This is a genomic window from Salmonella sp. SAL04196, assembly GCF_046550835.1.
In the GTDB taxonomy this organism is placed as follows: Bacteria; Pseudomonadota; Gammaproteobacteria; order Enterobacterales; family Enterobacteriaceae; genus Salmonella; species Salmonella enterica.
Window position 1 is genome coordinate 186643 of sequence record NZ_JBGDXE010000004.1, and the last position, 19798, is coordinate 206440.

General features: G+C 54.2%; 16 protein-coding genes, 3 other RNA genes and 1 pseudogene (1 of these 20 cut by a window edge). 6 read left to right on the forward strand and 14 right to left on the reverse strand.

Features of this window, described 5'->3' with window-relative positions:
- Position 1 precedes the first annotated feature (1 nt).
- Genes bcsA through bcsR form a run of 3 tightly spaced genes read right to left on the reverse strand, consistent with a single transcriptional unit; the run spans position 2 to position 3579 of the window.
- A complete protein-coding gene (bcsA, locus tag ACLJPE_RS15960) occupies positions 2–2626 on the reverse strand; it encodes a UDP-forming cellulose synthase catalytic subunit (RefSeq protein WP_001275329.1) in 2625 nt (874 codons plus the stop codon).
- On the reverse strand, positions 2623–3375 hold the full coding sequence (gene bcsQ / locus ACLJPE_RS15965) for a cellulose biosynthesis protein BcsQ (RefSeq protein WP_000996118.1): 753 nt from the start codon (positions 3373–3375) through the stop codon (positions 2623–2625). The genes bcsA and bcsQ overlap by 4 nt, the downstream gene beginning before the upstream one ends.
- Positions 3376–3579, reverse strand: coding sequence for a cellulose biosynthesis protein BcsR (gene bcsR, locus ACLJPE_RS15970; protein WP_000282616.1), 204 nt, complete (start codon positions 3577–3579; stop codon positions 3376–3378).
- Between the two features lie 244 nt (positions 3580–3823).
- Between bcsR and bcsE the strand changes: the two genes are divergently transcribed.
- Genes bcsE through bcsG form a run of 3 tightly spaced genes read left to right on the forward strand, consistent with a single transcriptional unit; the run spans position 3824 to position 7259 of the window.
- A complete protein-coding gene (gene bcsE, locus ACLJPE_RS15975) occupies positions 3824–5395 on the forward strand; it encodes a cellulose biosynthesis c-di-GMP-binding protein BcsE (protein ID WP_001205771.1) in 1572 nt (523 codons plus the stop codon).
- Entirely contained in the window at positions 5392–5583 is a 192-nt protein-coding gene (bcsF, locus tag ACLJPE_RS15980) for a cellulose biosynthesis protein BcsF (RefSeq protein WP_000988321.1), read from the forward strand. Before bcsE ends, bcsF begins: the two co-directional genes overlap by 4 nt.
- On the forward strand, positions 5580–7259 hold the full coding sequence (gene bcsG / locus ACLJPE_RS15985) for a cellulose biosynthesis protein BcsG (protein WP_000192022.1): 1680 nt from the start codon (positions 5580–5582) through the stop codon (positions 7257–7259). The genes bcsF and bcsG overlap by 4 nt, the downstream gene beginning before the upstream one ends.
- Positions 7260–7340: 81 nt before the next feature.
- Here bcsG and ACLJPE_RS15990 read toward each other — a convergent pair whose 3' ends face one another.
- Positions 7341–7448 carry a type I toxin-antitoxin system toxin Ldr family protein gene (locus ACLJPE_RS15990; RefSeq protein ID WP_001537650.1) on the reverse strand — a complete coding sequence of 36 codons (108 nt, stop codon included), beginning with the start codon at positions 7446–7448 and terminating at the stop codon, positions 7341–7343.
- Between the two features lie 372 nt (positions 7449–7820).
- Here ACLJPE_RS15990 and ACLJPE_RS15995 point away from each other — a divergent pair.
- Together ACLJPE_RS15995 and ACLJPE_RS16000 are read left to right on the forward strand one after the other, a co-directional pair.
- Positions 7821–7973, forward strand: a pseudogene (locus tag ACLJPE_RS15995) (PLP-dependent transferase); the annotation flags it as partial.
- 117 nt (positions 7974–8090) lie between these two features.
- Positions 8091–9389: an aromatic amino acid transport family protein gene (locus ACLJPE_RS16000; RefSeq protein ID WP_001528183.1), complete on the forward strand. Its 1299-nt coding sequence runs from the start codon at positions 8091–8093 to the stop codon at positions 9387–9389.
- Between the two features lie 100 nt (positions 9390–9489).
- Here the strand turns inward: ACLJPE_RS16000 and dppF are convergent, their stop codons facing one another.
- The 7 genes from dppF to ACLJPE_RS16035 all read right to left on the reverse strand — a co-directional run bounded on the left by dppF (position 9490) and on the right by ACLJPE_RS16035 (position 18255).
- Positions 9490–10503 (reverse strand): dipeptide ABC transporter ATP-binding subunit DppF, encoded by a 1014-nt coding sequence (gene dppF, locus ACLJPE_RS16005; RefSeq protein WP_039513537.1) that lies wholly within the window; start codon positions 10501–10503, stop codon positions 9490–9492.
- Complete coding sequence (gene dppD / locus ACLJPE_RS16010) at positions 10500–11483, reverse strand: dipeptide ABC transporter ATP-binding protein (protein WP_001196509.1); 984 nt, start codon at positions 11481–11483, stop codon at positions 10500–10502. Before dppD ends, dppF begins: the two co-directional genes overlap by 4 nt.
- Positions 11484–11493: 10 nt before the next feature.
- Positions 11494–12396, reverse strand: coding sequence for a dipeptide ABC transporter permease DppC (gene dppC, locus ACLJPE_RS16015; RefSeq protein WP_000084690.1), 903 nt, complete (start codon positions 12394–12396; stop codon positions 11494–11496).
- 9 nt (positions 12397–12405) lie between these two features.
- Positions 12406–13425 carry a dipeptide ABC transporter permease DppB gene (gene dppB, locus ACLJPE_RS16020; RefSeq protein WP_039513536.1) on the reverse strand — a complete coding sequence of 340 codons (1020 nt, stop codon included), beginning with the start codon at positions 13423–13425 and terminating at the stop codon, positions 12406–12408.
- A 156-nt stretch (positions 13426–13581) separates the two neighbouring features.
- On the reverse strand, positions 13582–15189 hold the full coding sequence (gene dppA, locus ACLJPE_RS16025) for a dipeptide ABC transporter periplasmic-binding protein DppA (protein WP_000028047.1): 1608 nt from the start codon (positions 15187–15189) through the stop codon (positions 13582–13584).
- Between the two features lie 558 nt (positions 15190–15747).
- The gene (locus ACLJPE_RS16030) at positions 15748–17073 is read right to left on the reverse strand and encodes a uracil-xanthine permease family protein (protein ID WP_001136076.1); all 1326 of its coding nucleotides are present in this window, start codon (positions 17071–17073) and stop codon (positions 15748–15750) included.
- 57 nt (positions 17074–17130) lie between these two features.
- Positions 17131–18255, reverse strand: a complete 1125-nt coding sequence (locus tag ACLJPE_RS16035) for an aryl-sulfate sulfotransferase (protein ID WP_000940832.1) — start codon at positions 18253–18255, stop codon at positions 17131–17133.
- 149 nt (positions 18256–18404) lie between these two features.
- Here ACLJPE_RS16035 and ACLJPE_RS16040 point away from each other — a divergent pair, with 149 nt between their 5' ends.
- Positions 18405–19412, forward strand: coding sequence for a substrate-binding domain-containing protein (locus ACLJPE_RS16040; protein WP_023137373.1), 1008 nt, complete (start codon positions 18405–18407; stop codon positions 19410–19412).
- Here ACLJPE_RS16040 and ACLJPE_RS16045 read toward each other — a convergent pair.
- The 3 genes from ACLJPE_RS16045 to ACLJPE_RS16055 form a co-directional block, all read right to left on the reverse strand.
- Positions 19403–19536, reverse strand: a non-coding RNA gene (locus ACLJPE_RS16045) — RtT sRNA. The two genes, ACLJPE_RS16040 and ACLJPE_RS16045, sit on opposite strands and share 10 nt — an antisense overlap.
- Before the next feature lie 35 nt (positions 19537–19571).
- A non-coding RNA gene (locus ACLJPE_RS16050) (RtT sRNA) lies at positions 19572–19705 on the reverse strand.
- 35 nt (positions 19706–19740) lie between these two features.
- A non-coding RNA gene (locus ACLJPE_RS16055) (RtT sRNA) lies at positions 19741–19798 on the reverse strand (it continues 176 nt past the right edge of the window).

Below are 19798 nucleotides of genomic sequence, written 5' to 3' on the forward strand. Positions count from 1 at the left end.
ATCATTGTTGAGCCTGAGCCATAACCCGATCCGACGGCTGTATCGCCGCTTGCCGCTCCGGGCGACGCGGAATAAACGATACAATCCAGGCAATTAACGCCGTCAACGATCGGAAAATTACTTTTACTGAAGGCGGCGCGAATTCCGCGAGGTGGCGATATCCGCGGAAGCCCAGCTTCAGAATATCCAGCAAGCTTTCCAGCGGTTTATCTTCCGGGAAGCTATCTTGCCAAAGCGCCCACGTATCGGCGCGCGCGAAGGTACACTGCACAAAATCAATATGTTGTTTGGTGGTGAGCGGCATCAGTTGTAGTCCGACCTCATTGCCCGTTACGCGCACCACCTGCGTTGGAAAGACATATTCCTGCTGCCCGCGTTTAAGCAACAGATTCACTTTCTGCCCTTCCAGCACCTGCGCCTGACCGTTGATCTTGATGCCTAACCCGCCGTCGGAGAAGTCATGTACGGTACAGGAGAACAAATGTCCATCTTCGCGGGCGATGGCCCCCGGCATGGCAATCTCGACCCGATGCGCGCGCCTGACCTGTTTACTCTCTACCGAAACCGCAACCGCGCCGCCGAGAATGACCAGGTTGTAGAAGACCCACACCAGGCTAACGATGACGGTCAGCGTTTCATTTTCCGGCCCGTAATAGTATCGCCATACGCCCGCCGCCACGCCGAGCAGGTTAAGCAAGACAAGGAAGATATACGGACGCGAGATTACCCAGTCGACGTACTTCTCTTCCACCAGCCCGCCTTTCGCCGTGACGTTAAATTTCCCTTTGTGCGGATTGATCAACGCGACCAGAGTCGGCGGTGCGATATACCATGCCAGTACCGTTTCATAGATTTCACTCCAGAAAGAGTGACGATACTTGCCCTGAATCTTCGAGTTAGTCAGGCTGGCGTGGACCATGTGCGGTATCACAAATAGCGCAATCATCAACGCAGGCGCATAAATGATATAGGCGTGCAGCAGCAGAAAAGCCAGCGGCGCGGTCAGAAAGATCAGACGCGGAATGCCGGACAAGAAATGGAACATCGCGTTGAGGTAGCACAGCCGCTGCGCCAGTTTTAAGCCTTTACCAAACAGAGGGTTATCGAGGCGGAAAATTTGCACCATGCCCCGCGCCCAACGAATACGCTGCCCGATATGCGCCGACAGGCTTTCCGTCGCCAGCCCCGCCGCCTGCGGAATGCGCATATACGCTGAGGTATAACCTCGCCGGTGCAGCCGGAGCGAAGTATGCGCATCTTCCGTCACCGTCTCAACGGCGATACCGCCAATCTCATCCAGCGGCTTACGGCGAATCACCGCGCACGATCCGCAAAAGAAAGTGGCGTCCCACATATCGTTACCGTCCTGCACCAGACCATAAAACAGCGTGCCTTCGTTAGGCGTTTTACGAAAACGTCCCAGGTTGCGCTCAAACGGGTCCGGGGAGAAGAAATGATGCGGCGTCTGCATCATCGCCAGCTGTTTTTCTTTCAGGAACCAGCCCATTGTCATTTGCAGAAACGAGCGTGTCGGCACATGGTCGCAATCGAAGATCGCCACAAACTCGCCTTTCGCGTGTTTTAGCGCATTGTTGATGTTGCCGGCTTTGGCGTGTTCATGCGTGGCGCGGGCAATGTAATGCACGCCAACATGTCGGGCAAAATGACGAAATGATTCACGCCCGCCGTCATCAAGGATCCAGATATTCAGCTTGTCCTTCGGCCAGTCAATGCCAAGCGAAGCGTAAATGGTATTTTTGACCACGTTAAGGTCTTCGTTATAGGTCGGTACAAAAATATCCACCGTCGGCCACTGCGACATCTCTTTCGGCAACGGCACCGGTTGACGATTTAACGGCCACACCACCTGGAAGTACCCCAGCACCAGCACAATCCAGGCGTAGGTTTCCGCAAACAGTAGGATCAGCCCGCACACCAGACTGACCGGGTCGTCCCAATTTAGCGTCGAGGTATAGCGCCACCAGATATAACGACAGGAGACCGTTAGCGACAGCACGATGAGCATCAGCGCGGAAAAGCGTCCCGGCATACGTCGTACCAACAGCGCAACGCCCCACAGCAATAGCAGAAAGATAAATTGCGATAGCGGGTTAAATGGCTGCGTAATACAGATCAGCGCCAGTATCAGTGAAAAGGTCACGATAACGCCCAGAATAAAACGCCGGGCGCCGTTGCTAAGATGTCCCAGCTCTTTTTCCTTTTCCAGATGCGTTGTCTTTTGACGCACCCGTTCCGGTAAGGTATCCATCCATTGATGGTAACGTCCACGAACGTCCTTCAGGCGCGCAAATGACCGCCAGCGCGGTTCATGACGTTCTTTAGTCGACGAGATCATCACCAGCCAGAGGGTCTGAATGAGGTAACGGGCCGGGTCCAGCGGGCGCGGGCGGGCGGCGTTAATATGCGGATAAAGCGCTTTATGCCCGTCGCGAATACGCTGCCAGCGCGGATGCTCAAGCGGAAACACTATCCACGCCAGAATCATCCACAGACAGCCGAGCGCTGCGCTAAACGGCGACGCGCCGTGGCGGCGGTAACCCTGATAGCGCTCGCTCAAACGCGCGCTAACCGGCGGGATAAGCAGCCACCGGGAAAGGGCGCTCATCGCAGGCTCCCGGCGGACGTTTTGTCGCCCGCATCATGCAGCAGGCACCAGTTCGCCAGCGTTAACACCTCTTCGGCGGCTAACGAATCGCTGCGATATTCGCCTAACGGTTGTTTCGACGCCATGCACTCCGCCATCGCCTCATCGCGATGGATCACAATGGGCAGCAACCGGCGCTGGCTTTGCAGCCAGACCTGGTACAGATCGTCCTGTAACTGACTGCCAATGCGTAAGTCATTGATCAGAATATGCGCCCCGGCAGGCAACGCCTGCTGATGAAGGCGAATATGGCAGTTAGCGTCAACCTGGGCTATCGCCAGCGTATGGTCGCAGAGGCTCACCAGCTGCCGTGTCAGCGGTGACGCGCCGTAGGGCAAGTCCAGTAAAATCCAGCTATAACGCCCGCTCGCTTTCAGCGCCTGGATAGCCGATCCGATCTCTCCCAGCGTCTCCTGCCAGGCCTGCGGATTTTCCCGCTCTTGCGCGGTGAGCTGTCCAAACGGCAGTAGATCAAGCTGTGAGGTATAACGTAATCCGGCATCGCGCCAGTCCTGGCCGTCCAGCAACGATCGCGCCCAGCCGCCCTGATGGACAAAGTCGACGTTAAACGACATGCGCAGCAGGTTATCGGGGCTGGCGTCAATCACCAGGACATTTTCCCCTAAGATTTGTAACGCCCAGGCGAGTGCTGCGGTGAGAGATGTGGTTCCCACCCCGCCGCGCACGCCCTGCAGTCCCAGAATCGCCATTCATGGCTTCCTTAATGAATGTGGTTGCGCAAATTCAGCCAGGAGTGGCCATCTTTTAATCGCCGCCGCCAACTGTTCGCGTTGGGAAATATCGGTATAATCTATTTCGGGTAGAGAAAACGCCTGGCTTAATGCCAGAAAATCATTTTGAAAAGTGTAGCCCAACGTTGGATCGGACTGAGCGCCAGGTTCATTGTTATACATTCTGGTTGCTCCTTTTTAAATATTTCTCACTGGCAGCATTACGCCCCGTCGTCAATACGGGAGAACGCGCATTTTTCATCTTTCCGTGACATCATTTATAATGTGTAAAAATGCAAAGCGCAGAGTTACAGGGCATCCTGCCGGACAAATTGATTCACATGCTAAATCTGATGCGTTTTAATTTCAATGTTAGGTTTATTTCTGTGCTTTCGCTAGTAAACTGATAAACAGTTAAAATAGTGACATGAGGGACACTGTGGACCCCGTATTTTCTCTCGGCATCTCATCATTATGGGATGAACTGCGCCATATGCCAACCGGCGGCGTCTGGTGGGTTAACGCCGATCGCCAGCAAGATGCCATCAGCCTGGTGAATCAAACGATTGCGTCACAAACGGAGAATGCAAATGTCGCCGTCATCGGCATGGAAGGCGATCCTGGCAAAGTAATCAAATTAGATGAATCTCACGGTCCGGAGAAAATCCGCTTATTTACCATGCCGGATTCAGAAAAAGGGCTATACTCTTTGCCCCACGATTTGCTTTGTTCTGTTAACCCGACGCATTACTTTTTCATTCTTATTTGTGCAAATAACACGTGGCGGAATATAACGTCAGAAAGCCTGCATAAATGGCTGGAAAAAATGAATAAATGGACTCGTTTTCATCACTGTTCATTGTTGGTTATTAACCCTTGTAATAATAGCGATAAACAGTCCTCGTTGTTGATGGGCGAGTATCGCTCACTTTTCGGCCTCGCCAGTTTACGTTTTCAGGGCGACCAACATTTGTTCGATATTGCCTTCTGGTGTAACGAAAAAGGCGTCAGCGCCCGACAGCAGTTATTGCTGTGTCAGCAGGACGAACGCTGGACGCTATCCCATCAGGAGGAGACGGCAATTCAGCCGCGTAGCGATGAAAAACGCATTCTTAGCCACGTCGCCGTCCTTGAAGGCGCGCCGCCGCTCTCGGAACACTGGACGCTTTTCGACAATAACGAAGCGCTATTCAACGACGCGCGCACGGCGCAGGCCGCGACAATTATTTTTTCGCTTACACAGAACAACCAAATCGAGCCGCTTGCTCGTCGCATTCATACTTTGCGGCGCCAGCGGGGAAGCGCGCTGAAAATTGTCGTGCGCGAAAATATCGCCAGTTTGCGCGCCACCGATGAGCGCCTGCTGCTGGGCTGCGGCGCGAATATGATCATTCCCTGGAATGCCCCGCTTTCACGCTGTCTGACGCTTATTGAAAGCGTGCAGGGGCAGCAGTTCAGCCGTTACGTACCGGAAGACATCACCACGCTACTGTCGATGACGCAGCCGTTGAAACTGCGCGGTTTTCAGCCGTGGGATACCTTCTGCGATGCCATCCATACGATGATGAGCAACACCCTGCTCCCCGCCGACGGGAAAGGCGTTCTGGTCGCGCTGCGCCCGGTGCCGGGCATTCGGGTTGAACAGGCGTTAACATTATGTCGGCCAAACCGAACCGGCGACATTATGACCATCGGCGGCAACCGTCTGGTGCTGTTTTTATCATTCTGCCGGGTCAACGATCTGGATACCGCGTTAAACCATATTTTCCCTTTGCCGACGGGCGATATTTTCTCTAATCGTATGGTCTGGTTCGAAGATAAACAAATCAGCGCCGAGCTGGTGCAGATGCGCTTATTGTCGCCGGAACTGTGGGGAACGCCGCTACCGCTGGCAAAACGCGCCGACCCGGTAATAAATGCCGAACACGATGGCCGTATCTGGCGTCGTATTCCTGAACCCCTGCGATTGCTCGACGACACCGCGGAGCGTGCATCATGATGACCATCAGCGATATCGTGCAAATTATTCTTTTTTGCGCGCTGATTTTCTTTCCGCTGGGGTATCTGGCGCGTCATTCGCTACGCCGTATCAGTGATACGACCCGGCTGCTATTTGCCAAACCTCGTTATGTAAAACCAGCCGGAACTCTGCGCCGCGCTACGAAAGTCAAGGCAGACAAAAAATGACTCAGCATACTCAAACTCCTTCAATGCCTTCTCCGCTCTGGCAATACTGGCGCGGTCTTTCCGGCTGGAACTTCTATTTTCTGGTCAAGTTTGGCCTGCTATGGGCAGGCTATCTGAATTTTCATCCTTTACTGAATCTGGTATTCATGGCGTTTCTGCTCATGCCAATACCAAAGTATCGCCTTCACCGGTTGCGCCACTGGATTGCCATTCCCGTCGGCTTCGCGCTGTTCTGGCATGATACCTGGCTGCCCGGCCCGCAAAGCATTATGAGCCAGGGGACGCAGGTGGCGGAATTCAGCTCCGGTTATCTGCTCGATCTGATCGCCCGTTTTATTAACTGGCAAATGATCGGCGCCATCTTCGTACTGCTGGTTGCCTGGCTTTTTTTATCACAGTGGATTCGGGTCACGGTGTTTGTGGTCGCCATCATGGTATGGCTGAATGTCCTGACATTAACCGGCCCGGTTTTTACGCTGTGGCCGGCAGGCCAGCCAACCGATACGGTGACGACGACTGGCGGTAATGCGGCCGCTACCGTCGCGACAGCGGGCGATAAGCCGGTCATCGGCGATATGCCTGCGCAAACCGCGCCGCCGACGACCGCAAATCTGAACGCCTGGTTGAACACCTTCTATGCCGCGGAAGAAAAGCGGAAAACGACGTTCCCGGCGCAGCTTCCGCCTGATGCGCAGCCGTTCGACCTATTGGTCATCAATATTTGTTCGCTCTCCTGGTCGGATGTCGAAGCGGCAGGCTTGATGTCACATCCGCTATGGTCGCACTTTGACATTTTGTTTAAACACTTTAATTCCGGTACGTCTTACAGCGGCCCGGCGGCCATTCGTCTGCTGCGCGCCAGCTGTGGTCAACCATCGCATACCCGACTTTATCAACCAGCCGATAACGAATGTTATCTGTTTGATAACCTGGCGAAGCTGGGTTTTACTCAGCATCTGATGATGGATCATAACGGTGAATTTGGCGGCTTCCTGAAAGAAGTTCGCGAAAACGGCGGTATGCAGAGCGAACTGATGAACCAGTCCGGCCTGCCAACCGCCCTGCTGTCATTCGACGGCTCGCCGGTATATGACGATCTGGCGGTCCTGAACCGCTGGTTGACAGGGGAAGAACGTGAAGCCAATTCCCGCTCCGCGACTTTCTTTAACCTGCTGCCGCTGCACGATGGCAACCACTTCCCCGGCGTCAGCAAAACGGCGGATTATAAAATCCGCGCGCAGAAACTGTTCGATGAACTGGACGCTTTCTTTACCGAACTGGAGAAATCCGGGCGTAAGGTGATGGTGGTCGTCGTACCGGAGCACGGCGGCGCGCTGAAGGGCGACAGAATGCAGATCTCAGGCCTGCGCGATATTCCCAGCCCCTCCATCACCAACGTCCCGGCGGGCGTGAAATTTTTTGGCATGAAAGCCCCGCATGAGGGCGCGCCGATTGATATTAACCAGCCGAGCAGCTACCTGGCGATTTCCGAACTGGTCGTACGCGCCGTGGACGGTAAGCTCTTTACCGAAGACAGTGTGAACTGGAACAAGCTGACCAGCAATCTGCCGCAAACCGCGCCGGTTTCAGAAAACGCTAATGCGGTGGTAATTCAGTACCAGGGTAAGCCCTACGTTCGTCTGAATGGCGGCGACTGGGTGCCTTACCCGCAGTAAACCGAAAAAGGCCGCAAGGTTTCCCCTGCGGCCTGGTTCGGGCGCATGTTGCCATTACGGCGGACAGACGCTCAAAACGCGTTACTTCCTGTCACGTAGCCAGTTGACGATCACACTGGCGATAATGCCAGCAATGATCGGCGCCGCCAGATCGTGCCAGAAGGCCACGCCCAACTGCGTAAGCGTCATATAGCCGCCTTGTTGCAATGGCAACCGTTCGCGGCTATCCTTGATGTGTTGAGGTTCAAGTTAGCCCCCGTCAGGTTGCCAGGTTTATACCAGTTAACGTGCGGGGGTTTTCTCTATCCAGCAACCTATGCCGCCGGGGATCAAGCCCCCGCAACATTGCGCCTCACCGGGTAAACCCGGCTTGCTGCTGATATTACGGCAAAATCCCCGTCCCGGCACGGCGCTAACGTACAATCTGCGTGACGCTTCGCAGACGATTACTTTTATTTGCCAGAATACATTCAGCATTTCTGAGGCTGGCAGTCAGCCGCTCAATTCTGTAAATTATGCCTCCTCGCGGCCAGTCCCGGTGATACCGAAACCCTCGTTCAGCATCCTGCGTCTATGACATATTCGCCTGTTGCGCCAGAGGAATGGCTAAAAGCAGGTATTACCGACGAACTTATCCGTCTTTCAGCGGGACCTGAAGATCCCGACGATATTATTCATGACCTTGAACGCGCCAGCAGAAAAGCAGCATTCTGACGATTGCTCGGCGAACCGCTGTCACCGGTTTGCCGCATCGGGTATCAAGGCACTATAGCCTGGTTATAGGCAGCATTCTTTATGAGAGAGCTGCCTATATTTTGGGCAGGGGGCTCTATGCAGGACGACACATTACCATTAAATAACAGTAACGCTACGACCACACCGCTTTCAACGAGATTACCGTTTACAAAATATGATTTTGGCTGGGTGCTCTTGTGTATCGGTATGGCGATCGGCGCCGGTACCGTCTTAATGCCAGTGCAAATCGGTCTCAAGGGGATCTGGGTATTTATTACCGCTTTTATCATCGCCTATCCCGCTACCTATATTGTGCAGGATATTTATCTAAAAACGTTATCTGAAAGCGAAACCTGTGACGATTATACGGATATTATCAGTCACTATCTTGGCAAAAACTGGGGCGTTTTCCTCGGTGTAATCTATTTTCTTATGATTATCCACGGGGTGTTTATTTACTCCCTGTCGGTGGTGTTTGATAGCGCCTCCTATATCAAAACCTTCGGCCTTACTGAGGCCGATCTTTCGCAGTCTATTATCTATAAAGTCGCGATTTTCGCCGTGCTGGTGGCGATTGCCTCCGGCGGGGAAAAATTATTATTTAAAATTTCCGGCCCGATGGTGGTGGTAAAAGTCGGGATCATTCTGATATTCGGTTTTGCGATGCTCCCACACTGGAACCTTGATAATATTTCCGCCTTTCCCGCCGCATCGGTTTTCTTTCGCGACGTACTGCTCACTATCCCATTTTGCTTCTTTTCTGCGGTCTTCATTCAGGTACTAAACCCAATGAACATCGCCTATCGTAAGCGCGAACCTGACCGTGTGCTGGCCACCCGGATGGCGATTCGCACGCATCGCATTAGCTATATTACGCTGATTGCCATTATTCTCTTTTTCTCGTTCTCGTTTACCTTTTCGATTAGCCATGAAGAGGCGGTATCAGCGTTCGAGCAGAATATTTCCGCCCTTGCACTGGCAGCTCAGGTAATCCCTGGCCATATCATCCACATTACCTCTACCATCCTCAATATTTTTGCCGTACTTACCGCGTTCTTTGGTATTTATTTAGGTTTTCACGAAGCGCTTAAAGGTATTGTGCTGAATGTATTGAGTCGTATTATGGATGTCAAAAACGTCAACCCACTGTTACTGACATCTGGAATCTGTGTCTTTATCGTGGTGACTCTGGTTATTTGGGTTTCGTTTCGCGTCTCAGTATTGGTCTTTTTCCAGTTAGGCAGTCCGCTTTATGGCATTGTCGCGTGTATTATTCCCTTTTTCCTGATTTATAAAGTAGCGCAACTGGAAAAATTACGCGGCCTGAAAACCTGGCTTATTCTGTTATATGGAATATTGTTGTGCCTGTCGCCGTTATTAAAATTGATTGAATAAGTCGTACCGGAGAGCCATGCCCGGTGGCGCTACGCTTACCAGGCCTACAGGTACGGTGTAGGCTTGATAAGGCGCAGCCGCCATCCGGCATAAAACGCAATTAACTCAGCGGCTTCTGCGGGTTTTCATCCTGATCGACGGCAAAGCAGGCCACCAACTGGCCGTCGTACTCTTTAAGCTGTGGCTGTAACTGCGTACAGGGTCCGAAGCGACGGCGGCAGCGGGCGTTGAAGGCGCAGCCCGGCGGCGGGTTCAGCGGACTCGGCAACTCGCCGGTCAGCTTAATCCGCTCACGGCGATCGTCCGGATTCAGCCGCGGCGTGGCGGAGAGCAACGCCTGGGTATAGGGATGACGTGGATTGTTAAAAATCTGCTCTTTGGTCCCTTTCTCCACGCAGCGGCCTAAGTACATGACCATCACTTCATCGGCGATGTGTTCCACCACCGACAGGTCGTGCGAGATAAAGACATAAGACAGCCCCATATCCTGTTGCAAATCCATCATCAGGTTCAGCACCTGAGCGCGCACCGACACGTCGAGCGCGGAGACCGGTTCGTCGGCAATCACTACGTCCGGATCAAGCATCAGACCGCGGGCGATAGCGATACGCTGACGCTGGCCGCCGGAGAACATATGCGGATAGCGGTCGTAGTGCTCGGTTTTCAGCCCCACCTTCACCATCATCGCCAGCGCTTTTTCACGACGCTGCGCTTTACTCAGGCTGGTATTGATCAACAACGGCTCTTCCAGAATTTGCCCCACTTTCTTGCGTGGGTTCAGGGAACCGTAGGGGTTCTGAAACACAATCTGAATTTTCTGCCGCCGTAGTTTCTGCGCGTGCGGATCGTGTTTGAGCAGATCCTGCCCCTGGTAATAAAGCTCGCCGCCGGTTGGCGTTTCAATCATCGTCAGCAGGCGACCCAGTGTGGATTTTCCACAACCGGACTCCCCCACTACGGCCAGCGTTTTACCGCGTTCGAGATTAAACGACACGCCGTCCAGCGCTTTTACCAGCCGTTCCGGAGAAAAGATCCCCTTCTTCACCGGATAGTGTTTTTTCAGGTCGATAGCCCGCAACAGCGGCTGTTGCAAGGTGGCCTCATGCGTGCTCATAGTGTGGGCCTCCCGGCATCATCGAGTGGGTAATGACATTTTGACTGACGTCCATCGTCCAGTTGGTTGAGAGCAGGTTCTTCCGCACGGCATCTGTCCGTGGCGTAGGGGCAGCGCGGGTTAAGCAGACAGCCCGTCGGTCGGTCATATTTCCCCGGCACCACGCCCGGCAGCGACGCCAGACGCGCTTTGTCCTGAGCAAACTCTGGTAACGCTCGTAGCAGTGCCTGGGTGTAGGGATGACGCGGCGCGCGGAAAATATCCTGCGCAGCGCCAGTTTCGACGACCTGCCCGGCGTACATGACGATAATTTTGTGCGCCGCTTCCGCCACCAGCGCCAGGTCATGGGTAATCAGCACCAGCGCCATGTTCTCTTTTTGCTGCAACTCCAGCAGCAGCTCAATGATTTGCGCCTGAATGGTCACATCCAGCGCCGTGGTCGGTTCATCGGCAATTAACAGCTTTGGTCGACAGGCTATTGCCATCGCAATCATCACGCGCTGACTCATGCCGCCAGAAAGCTGGTGCGGATAGACATCCAGACGAGAAGCCGGATCGGGAATGCCCACCTGGTTCAACAGGTCAATCGCTCGCTGACGACGGGTTTTCTTGTTCCCGCCCTGGTGTACCTTGATGGCTTCCATAATCTGAAAGCCAACGGTATAGCAAGGATTGAGGCTGGTCATCGGGTCCTGGAAAATCATCGCCACTTCAGCGCCCACCAGGTTGCGACGTTCCTTCTCGGAAATGCGCTTCAGATCCTGTCCGTTAAAGAGCAGGTTTTCCGCCATCACGCGGCCTGGGTAATCGATAAGCCCCATAATCGCCAGCGAGCTGACGGATTTGCCGGAACCAGACTCGCCGACAATACCGACCACCTCACCCTGCTTCACGCTGTAGCTAATGCGGTCGACGGCTTTGAACGGTGTCCCTTCATCGCCGAAGTGCACCGATAATTGATCTACATTTAATAACGCCATCTCGAACCTCTTACTGCTTCAGTTTGGGATCGAGCGCGTCACGCAGACCGTCACCCATCAGGTTAAATGCCAGTACCGTCAGCAGAATTGCCAGCCCCGGGAAGGTCACGACCCACCAGGCGCTTTGCGCGAACTGCAATACGTCAGAGAGCATGGTGCCCCACTCCGGCGTTGGCGGCTGTGCGCCCATGCCAAGAAAGCCGAGGGCGGCCATATCGAGAATGGCGTTAGAGAAACCGAGCGATGCCTGAACAATCAGCGGCGCAAGGCAGTTCGGGAAAATATTGACGAACATCTGACGCATCGCGCCTGCGCCCGCCACGCGGGAGGCAGTCACATAATCGCGGTTCACCTCTACCAGAACCGCCGCGCGGGTTAAGCGGACATAGTGCGGCAGCGCCACAAACGTCAACGCCAGCGCAGCGTTGCCGATGGAGGGGCCGAAGATCGCCACCAGCACCAGCGCCAGCAGCAGGCTCGGCAGGGCCAGCATAATATCGACCACGCGCATGATGATGTTATCGACCAGACCGCCGAAGTAGCCCGCGACCAGGCCGAGAATAATCCCCATTACCAGCGACAGGACAACCACCAGACAGCCGACCAGCAGCGACAAACGCGCGCCATACATCAGGCGCGAGAGGACATCGCGACCAACATCATCCGTTCCCAGAATATGCGCCCAACTGCCGCCTTCCTGCCAGACCGGCGGCGCCAGCAGCGCATCGCGGAACTGCTCTGCCGGGTTGTACGGCGCAATAAAGTTGGCAAACACCGCAATCAGGATCACGATGAGAACATACGCCAGCCCGACGACCGCGCCTTTGTTGCGTTTGAAATAGTGCCAGAACTCCCGCAATGGCGTCATGGGCGCCGGTGCGGCATTAACATTATTTTCAGTAACCTGTGACATGATGGCCCCTTACTTCTTATGCCGAATACGCGGGTTCACCACGCCGTACAGCAGGTCTACCAGCAGGTTGACGAGAATAATCATCGTCGCTACCAGTAACACGCCGCCCTGCACTACCGGATAATCGCGGCGTTGCAGCGCATCGATCAGCCAGCGCCCCAGACCGGGCCACGAGAAGATAGTTTCTGTCAGAATCGCGCCCGCCAGCAGCGTCCCGACCTGCAGGCCGATCACGGTGACGACTGGCAGCATGGCGTTACGCAGAGCATGGACGATAATGACGCGCATCCTGGTCAACCCTTTGGCGCGTGCGGTACGGATGTAATCCTCCCCCAGCACTTCCAGCATCGACGAACGGGTCATACGCACAATGACGGCCAGCGGGATTGTGCCGAGCACCATCGCAGGCAGGATCATATGCGCCAGCGCATCAATAAAGTTACCCTCTTCGCCCCAGATAACGGTGTCGATCAGCATAAAGCCCGTCAACGGATTGGTATCATCAAGGAACACCATATCGCTCACGCGCCCGGAAACCGGCGTCAGGTTCCAGTGGACGGAGACCAGCATGATCAGCATCATGCCCCACCAGAAGATAGGCATAGAGTAACCGGTCAGCGCCAGGCCAACGGCAGTGTGATCGAAGATAGAACCGCGCTTCACTGCGGCCAGCACGCCCACCGGAATCCCCACGGCGACGGCAAAAATCATGGCGCAGACGCCAAGTTCCAGCGTCGCTTTAAAGCGAGGTACGAACTCGTCCCACACGGGGATTCGGCTTTTCAGCGAGATGCCTAAATCGCCATGCATCACCCCCCAGATATAATGGAGGTACTGCTGCCACATCGGTTTATCAAGACCGAGTTCAGCCAGCAGTTGAGCATGACGCTCAGGGGAAATACCTCGCTCACCCGCCATGATCATCACCGGATCGCCGGGGATCATGTGGACAAAGGCAAAGGTGAGAAGGGTAATACCGATAAACGTCGGGATAACGAGTCCCAAACGTCGGAGAATGAACTGCAACATAACCCGAATTCTCTCTCATGACCCACGGCCTGGAACCGTGAGTCTGTATTGCTCACAAATCTTATCCCACGCAAACTACATCGCGGATAAAGCATTACGCCGGATGGCGCTGCGCTTATCCGGCCTACACAACACCGGGGCGCAGCGCTCTTTTAATTATTCGACAGAGACGTTTTCGAAGTGATGTTTGCCTAATGGATCAACCACATAGCCTTTAACTTCTTTACGCACTGGCTCATAAACCGTGGAGTGAGCGATGATCAGCGCTGGCGCCTGGTCATGCATCACGACCTGGGCCTGTTTATAGAGTTCAATACGCTTGTTGTGGTCATCGGTCGCACGCGCAGGCTGAATCAGGTCTTCAAACGGCTTGTAGCACCATTTTGAATAGTTGGAGCCTTGCTGGGCGGCATCGCAGCTGAACAGCGTGGCGAAGAAGTTATCCGGATCGCCATTATCGCCGGTCCAGCCCATCATCACCGTCTGGTGCTCGCCATCTTTAGCGCGCTTGAGGTATTCGCCCCATTCATAGGTGACAATTTTGGCCTGAACGCCAATCTTCGCCCAGTCCGCCTGGATCATTTCCGCCATACGACGCGCATTCGGGTTATAGGGACGCTGTACCGGCATCGCCCACAGATCGATGGTGAAGCCTTTTTCCAGACCGGCTTCTTTCAGCAGCGCCTTCGCTTTTTCCGGATCGTAGCCGTAGTCTTTAATATCGTCGTTGTAGCCCCACATTGTCGGCGGGATCAGGTTTTTCGCCGCAACGCCCGCGCCCTGATAAACGGCTTTGATGATGGCCTCTTTATTCACGGCATAGGTCAACGCCTGGCGAACTTTGACGTCATCCAGCGGTTTTTTCTGTACGTTATAGGAGAGATAACCCACGTTCAGACCGGCCTGCTCCATCAGGTTGATGTTTTTATCTTCTTTCATGCGCGCAATATCCGCCGGGTTCGGATACGGCATCACCTGACATTCGTTCTTCTGCAGTTTGGCGTAACGCACAGAGGCGTCAGGCGTGATGGAGAAGACCAGACGGTCGATCTGCGGCTTCGTGCCCCAGTAGCCGTCAAAGGCTTTGTAGAGAATGCGGGAATCTTTCTGATATTGCACTAATTGGAACGGGCCAGTGCCGACCGGGTTCAGATCCACTTTTTCCGGCGTACCGGCTTTCAGCATGTTGTCAGCATATTCTTTGGAAAGAATAGAGGCGAAGTCCATGGCTAAATCGGCAAGGAACGGCGCTTCCGGACGCGTCAGCACAAACTGCACCGTGTGATCGTCTACCTTCTTCACTTCGCTAATCAGATCCGGCAGCCCCATGCCTTCAAAGTATTCATAGCTGCCGCCAGACACTTTATGGTACGGGTTCTGCTCGTTTTTCTGCCGGTCAAAAGAGAACACGACATCATCGGCATTCAGCTCGCGCGTGGGTTTGAAATCCTTGCTGGATTGCCATTTCACCCCTTTACGTAGGTGGAACGTATAGGTTTTACCGTCTTCGCTGATATCCCACTTCTCAGCAAGACCCGGGATCACTTCCGTGGTGCCGGTTTTGAATTCAACCAGACGGTTATAGATAGGTACGGAACTGGCATCATAGGTGGTGCCAGACGTAAAGAGCTGTGGGTTAAAGCCTTCCGGCGAGCCTTCTGAACAATAAACCAGGGTTTTGGCCTGCACGCTGGCTGCAACGGTCATGGCCACCAGGCTCAAACCAAGCTTCAGCATCCCTGACTTCTTCAAGGAAATACTCATTCTTCTGCTCCAATAATTGTGATGTATGTTGTTTTGCCCTTTGCAAAGGCTTTTACCGCCCGGCCTTTTTTGTTTTTTACCTGGTCAGGTCAGTAGTGAGAGGTGGGGATTCCGTTCGCATAATCGACTGAGTTGCAGTGCGGATTCTCCATAAAATGCCCCTCATTCCCTACAATCTGTCAATAGAATGTCAAAACGTCAATACAGGTAACCAGCTTTTACAACAACGGTGAGAATTAACAAACAAAGATTAAAAAAAGTTCAGAAGGGTATTTTCAGCAGGGAAATTTGTGCTATGGGCAGAAAGGCAGAGTTATTCACTTAATATTTTGCAACAGTTAGTGATTAACAATTAGCCATTAATTGAAAAATTTCTTTCGATATGTTGATTATCTGAGCGATTAATACCACTAACGCTAAAACGCACAGGCGAAAATGCTGAGGTTATCCATAAGCCGTGTGCAAAAAAGAGTTATCCGGACATTGAAAAACACCATCGAATATGTCACAAAATTGTAAATAAGTAGGCCGTCGTGCGGCCTACCGCGATCACAAAAACTAACTTTTGACCCTGGCCTGCGTGCGCTTTTCGCTCCAGTTAAACAACGAGTTCACCAGAATCGCCGTCAACGTCCCCGCTGCCATGCCGTTGCCAAAGACCATCTGTACGCCCGCCGGGAAATTCTGATACAGGCCGGGTACCAGTATAGGTAGCATTCCCATGGCCAGCCCCATCGCCAGCGCGTAGGTTTTACCCGGCGTATGCAGTGGCTCACGCGCAATCATATCAATACCGATAACCCCGATAATGCTGAAGACAATCACCGCCGTACCGCACACCACCGAACCTGGCAGACAGGTCGCCAGACGTACCAGCGGCGCGAATATGGCAATCAGGATTAACAACCCTCCGGCAGCCGCAGTCACGAAACGCGATTTCACATTAGTGGTGCGTACCACCCCAATATTTTCGCCGGAAGTGATAATTAAGGAGGTGCCAAAAATCCCCCCCAGCAGCGACATTACCGCATCACCACGAATGGTACGTGGAATCGCCTGCTGCACATTTTGCGTGGAATTGACTATTTCCGCGGTAGCAATCGTTTGCCCGGTTGCTTCAGCCATAGAGATGACCGCGTAAATCAGTAACGGCAGCGAGGCGGAGAGATCAAAAATCGGCCAGCCGAACGGCAAAAGCTGTGGGAAACTAAACAGCGGCCCGTGACCAACACCGCTAAAATCGGTGCTACCCAGCGCCATTCCCAGCAGCGTTCCCGCTAAAAGGCCGAACATCACCGCCAACTGGCGCAAAATACCGCTAAACGCCAGCGCGAAAATCAGCGTTATCAGGATAGTCCCCAGCGATAAAATGATACTGGTTGGATGAGCGAAGTCGGCGCTCCCTGGCTGGCCAATGATCAACCCGCCGTACAGGCGAATAAGGTTAATCGACACCATTAGCAGCATGATGCCAATGATAAAGGGGGGAAAATGGTGCAGGCAGCGGCGGAAAATCGGCAACGCGATAAAGTAGAACAGCGAGGTCAGAATTACGGCGCCAATCGCGGTCTGGATATTGGTCTGTAAAGCGATCGCAACGAAAATCGCAATCGGCGCGCCCCCCGGTACCATAATAAACGGCAAACGCGCGCCCACCCCTTTCACGCCCAGGCTTTGCAAAATAGCGCCCAGACCGCACATCAGAAAGGTCGCGCTAAGTACCGAGGCGGTCACCGTATCGGTAAAGTGCAGCGCTTTGGCGATCAGGAAGACGGAGGTAATGGGGGTGGCGGCAACGACCAGCACATGCTGAAGCGCCAAAAGTAAGGTGGTTTGCCAGGGTAATGCATCGTTATCCGGCGTAGTAAGGCCAGGTTGCGGCATGATTAACTCCCATAAAACATCAAAAAAATAACCGCCAGCGCGGGCTGGCGGTCTGTATTATTTCAACCAACTAATGGCATCAGCGGCATAGCGATGCGCACGGAAGGCGCTGTTCTGTTTTCCAGGAATAATGCCTTTACTGAGGTGCTCCGGATATTCATTAAAGAACGGAATGATATATTCCCATACCGTTTCGCCTTCCGGGGTGACTTCAAACAGGCGGCCAAACGCCGATTCACAGATAAAGGTGTTGCCGTTCGCCAGCCGCTGCGCGCTCCCCATATACGGCGAGAAAAACGCCGACGGGAAGATATCGCGATACTGCCAGGTAATCGCTTTGGTCTGCGGATCGAACTCCAGCACCGTGGAATGCGGCGAGGTGACGCCGGGACGCAGGTTGCCGTTATCGAAAACCAGAATCGACCCATTCTCCATCTCAACCGGCGTGTGCTGCTGCGCTACCACTTCCGGCCCTGCATGCCAGATAACCTTCCCGCTCTCTTTATCCACGGCAATGACGCCGGAAGTGGTACGCAGGCTCATCAGTACCAGGCCATCACGGGTGACGGACAGGCCGTTAATCATCGGCCAGTGGCGGCGATCGAAAATATCATGAATCGGGAAATCTTCCGGATTCAAATGCTCCCAGGCACGCCATTCCCAGACCACTTCACCGTCGCGATTGACCTCTTTGACGACGTCGCTCTGAATCACGCCGTCCGGCGCATCGCGGCGCGGGTCGCCGCCGGTAACACGGGCGGCGATATCGGCAGGTAACTGCGACGCGGCGGTATACAGCAGATTACCGTTCGCCAACCATTGCGCATCATGGTGATGGTAAATATCTTCGTAATGCCAGACGATTTCGTTATCCGGCGTCACTTCGTAGAAGTCGCCGCCGTGCCAGAGATCCCACGCCGGATAGAGGTTCGCTGAAGTGCGGTGGCTGCCGTTATAACCCAGATTACCGTTCGGCAGCAGCACCGCATCACGCCCGGCGCGAACCGGAAGCTGCCACTGATGCGCGACTTCGCCCTGCTCGTCCACCAGGTAAACCCGCCCTTCGGCGGTTTGCGGCGCAAAAAGCGTATAGCCGCCAAAGCTCTTCGCATTATCAGCGTAGATAAGGCCCGCCGGACGGCGTCCAAGGGTGAAAGTCGAATCCTGAGTTAAGTGTGCCACATCGCCTCCTGAGGAATAAATTTGCGCCAAAATACCCCATTAAAACGTTTTAATGAAGAGTTTTTTACGATCCTCACTGAAAAAAAGCAAACGTTACCGTCTGGTAAATATGCTACCCTGTGCGCAAATTTTCGAAGGTCAGGAAGCAGATGGCTGTTCAAAATAAAAAACGCGCAAAGTTGATTGATGTTGCCCGCCATGCAGGCGTGTCGCCAGGGACGGTATCCAATGCCTTGCACAACACCCGCTTTGTCGAGCCGCAGACGCGACGGCGTATTGAAGAGGCCATTGTTGCGCTCAACTACACGCCGAATATTCGCGCCCGCCAGTTGCGAACCGGCAAAACCAATACCATTGCTTTGCTCTCTTCGGTGCCGCTGGCGATTGCCTCCGGCGCGTCACGACTGGGATTTATGATGGAGGTGGCGTTAACGTCCGCGATGATGGCGCTGGAAAAACAGCATGCGCTGATTCTGGTGCCGCCGGGGGCAAATCCACTGGATGCCGTCAGCTTTGACGCGGCGATCCTGATTGAGCCGGCGGAGAACGACCCGCAGCTCCAGGCGCTGGCGCAAGCGGGCATTCCCTGCGTCACCATTGGCCGCACGCCGGGCACCGACACGCCTGTGCCGTGGGTTGAGCTGCACTCGGCGGCAACAGCACAGCTTCTGCTAACGCATCTGGAGGCCTCCGGCGCCAGCAAATATGCGTTATTTGTCGGTAACACTCGGCGAACATCAGTTCAGGAGAGCGAAGCGGCTTACCAGCGCTGGTGCGCGGGGCGCCAGGACCCCGTCGTCTACTCTCTCAATGAAAGCGAGGGTGAAAATGCCGGCTACCAGGCCGCGCAGCAGCTATTACAGGCGCATCCCGACGTTGACGGCGTGCTGGTGCTGATCGATACCTTTGCCAGCGGCGCGGTACGCGCTTTTCAGGAACAAGACATCGCCATACCTGAACAAATGCGAGTGGTTACCCGCTATGACGGTATCCGCGCGCGCGAATCGCTGCCGCCGCTGACGGCAGTGAATATGCATCTTGATGAGGTGGCGCGACAGGCAATCACACTATTATTTGATTTGCTGGCGGGCAAGAAGGTCAGTCACAGCGACGGGATCATGCCTGAACTGGTGGTGCGAGCGTCAACCTGCCGGTGATAGCGGATGACTCGCCACTGCGTAGCTCGCCCTGCGGGCCGTTGCTGACGCAACGTTCTCTCGCTGCGCTCGAGTCGAACCTCTTGCCCCCGGAGATTCTCATCCTCGTCAGGCTTCCGATACAAAAAAACCCTGCTCGTTGAGCAGGGTTTCTGAATTTGGTCGGTGATAGAGGATGACTCGCCACTGCGTGGCTCGCCCTGCGGGCCGTTGCTGACGCAACGTTCTCTCGCTTCGCTCGAGTCGAACCTCCTGCCCCCGGAGGTTCTCATCCTCGTCAGGCTTCAGATACAAAAAAACCCTGCTCGTTGAGCAGGGTTTCTGAATTTGGTCGGTGATAGAGGATGACTCGCCACTGCGTGGCTCGCCCTGCGGGCCGTTGCTGA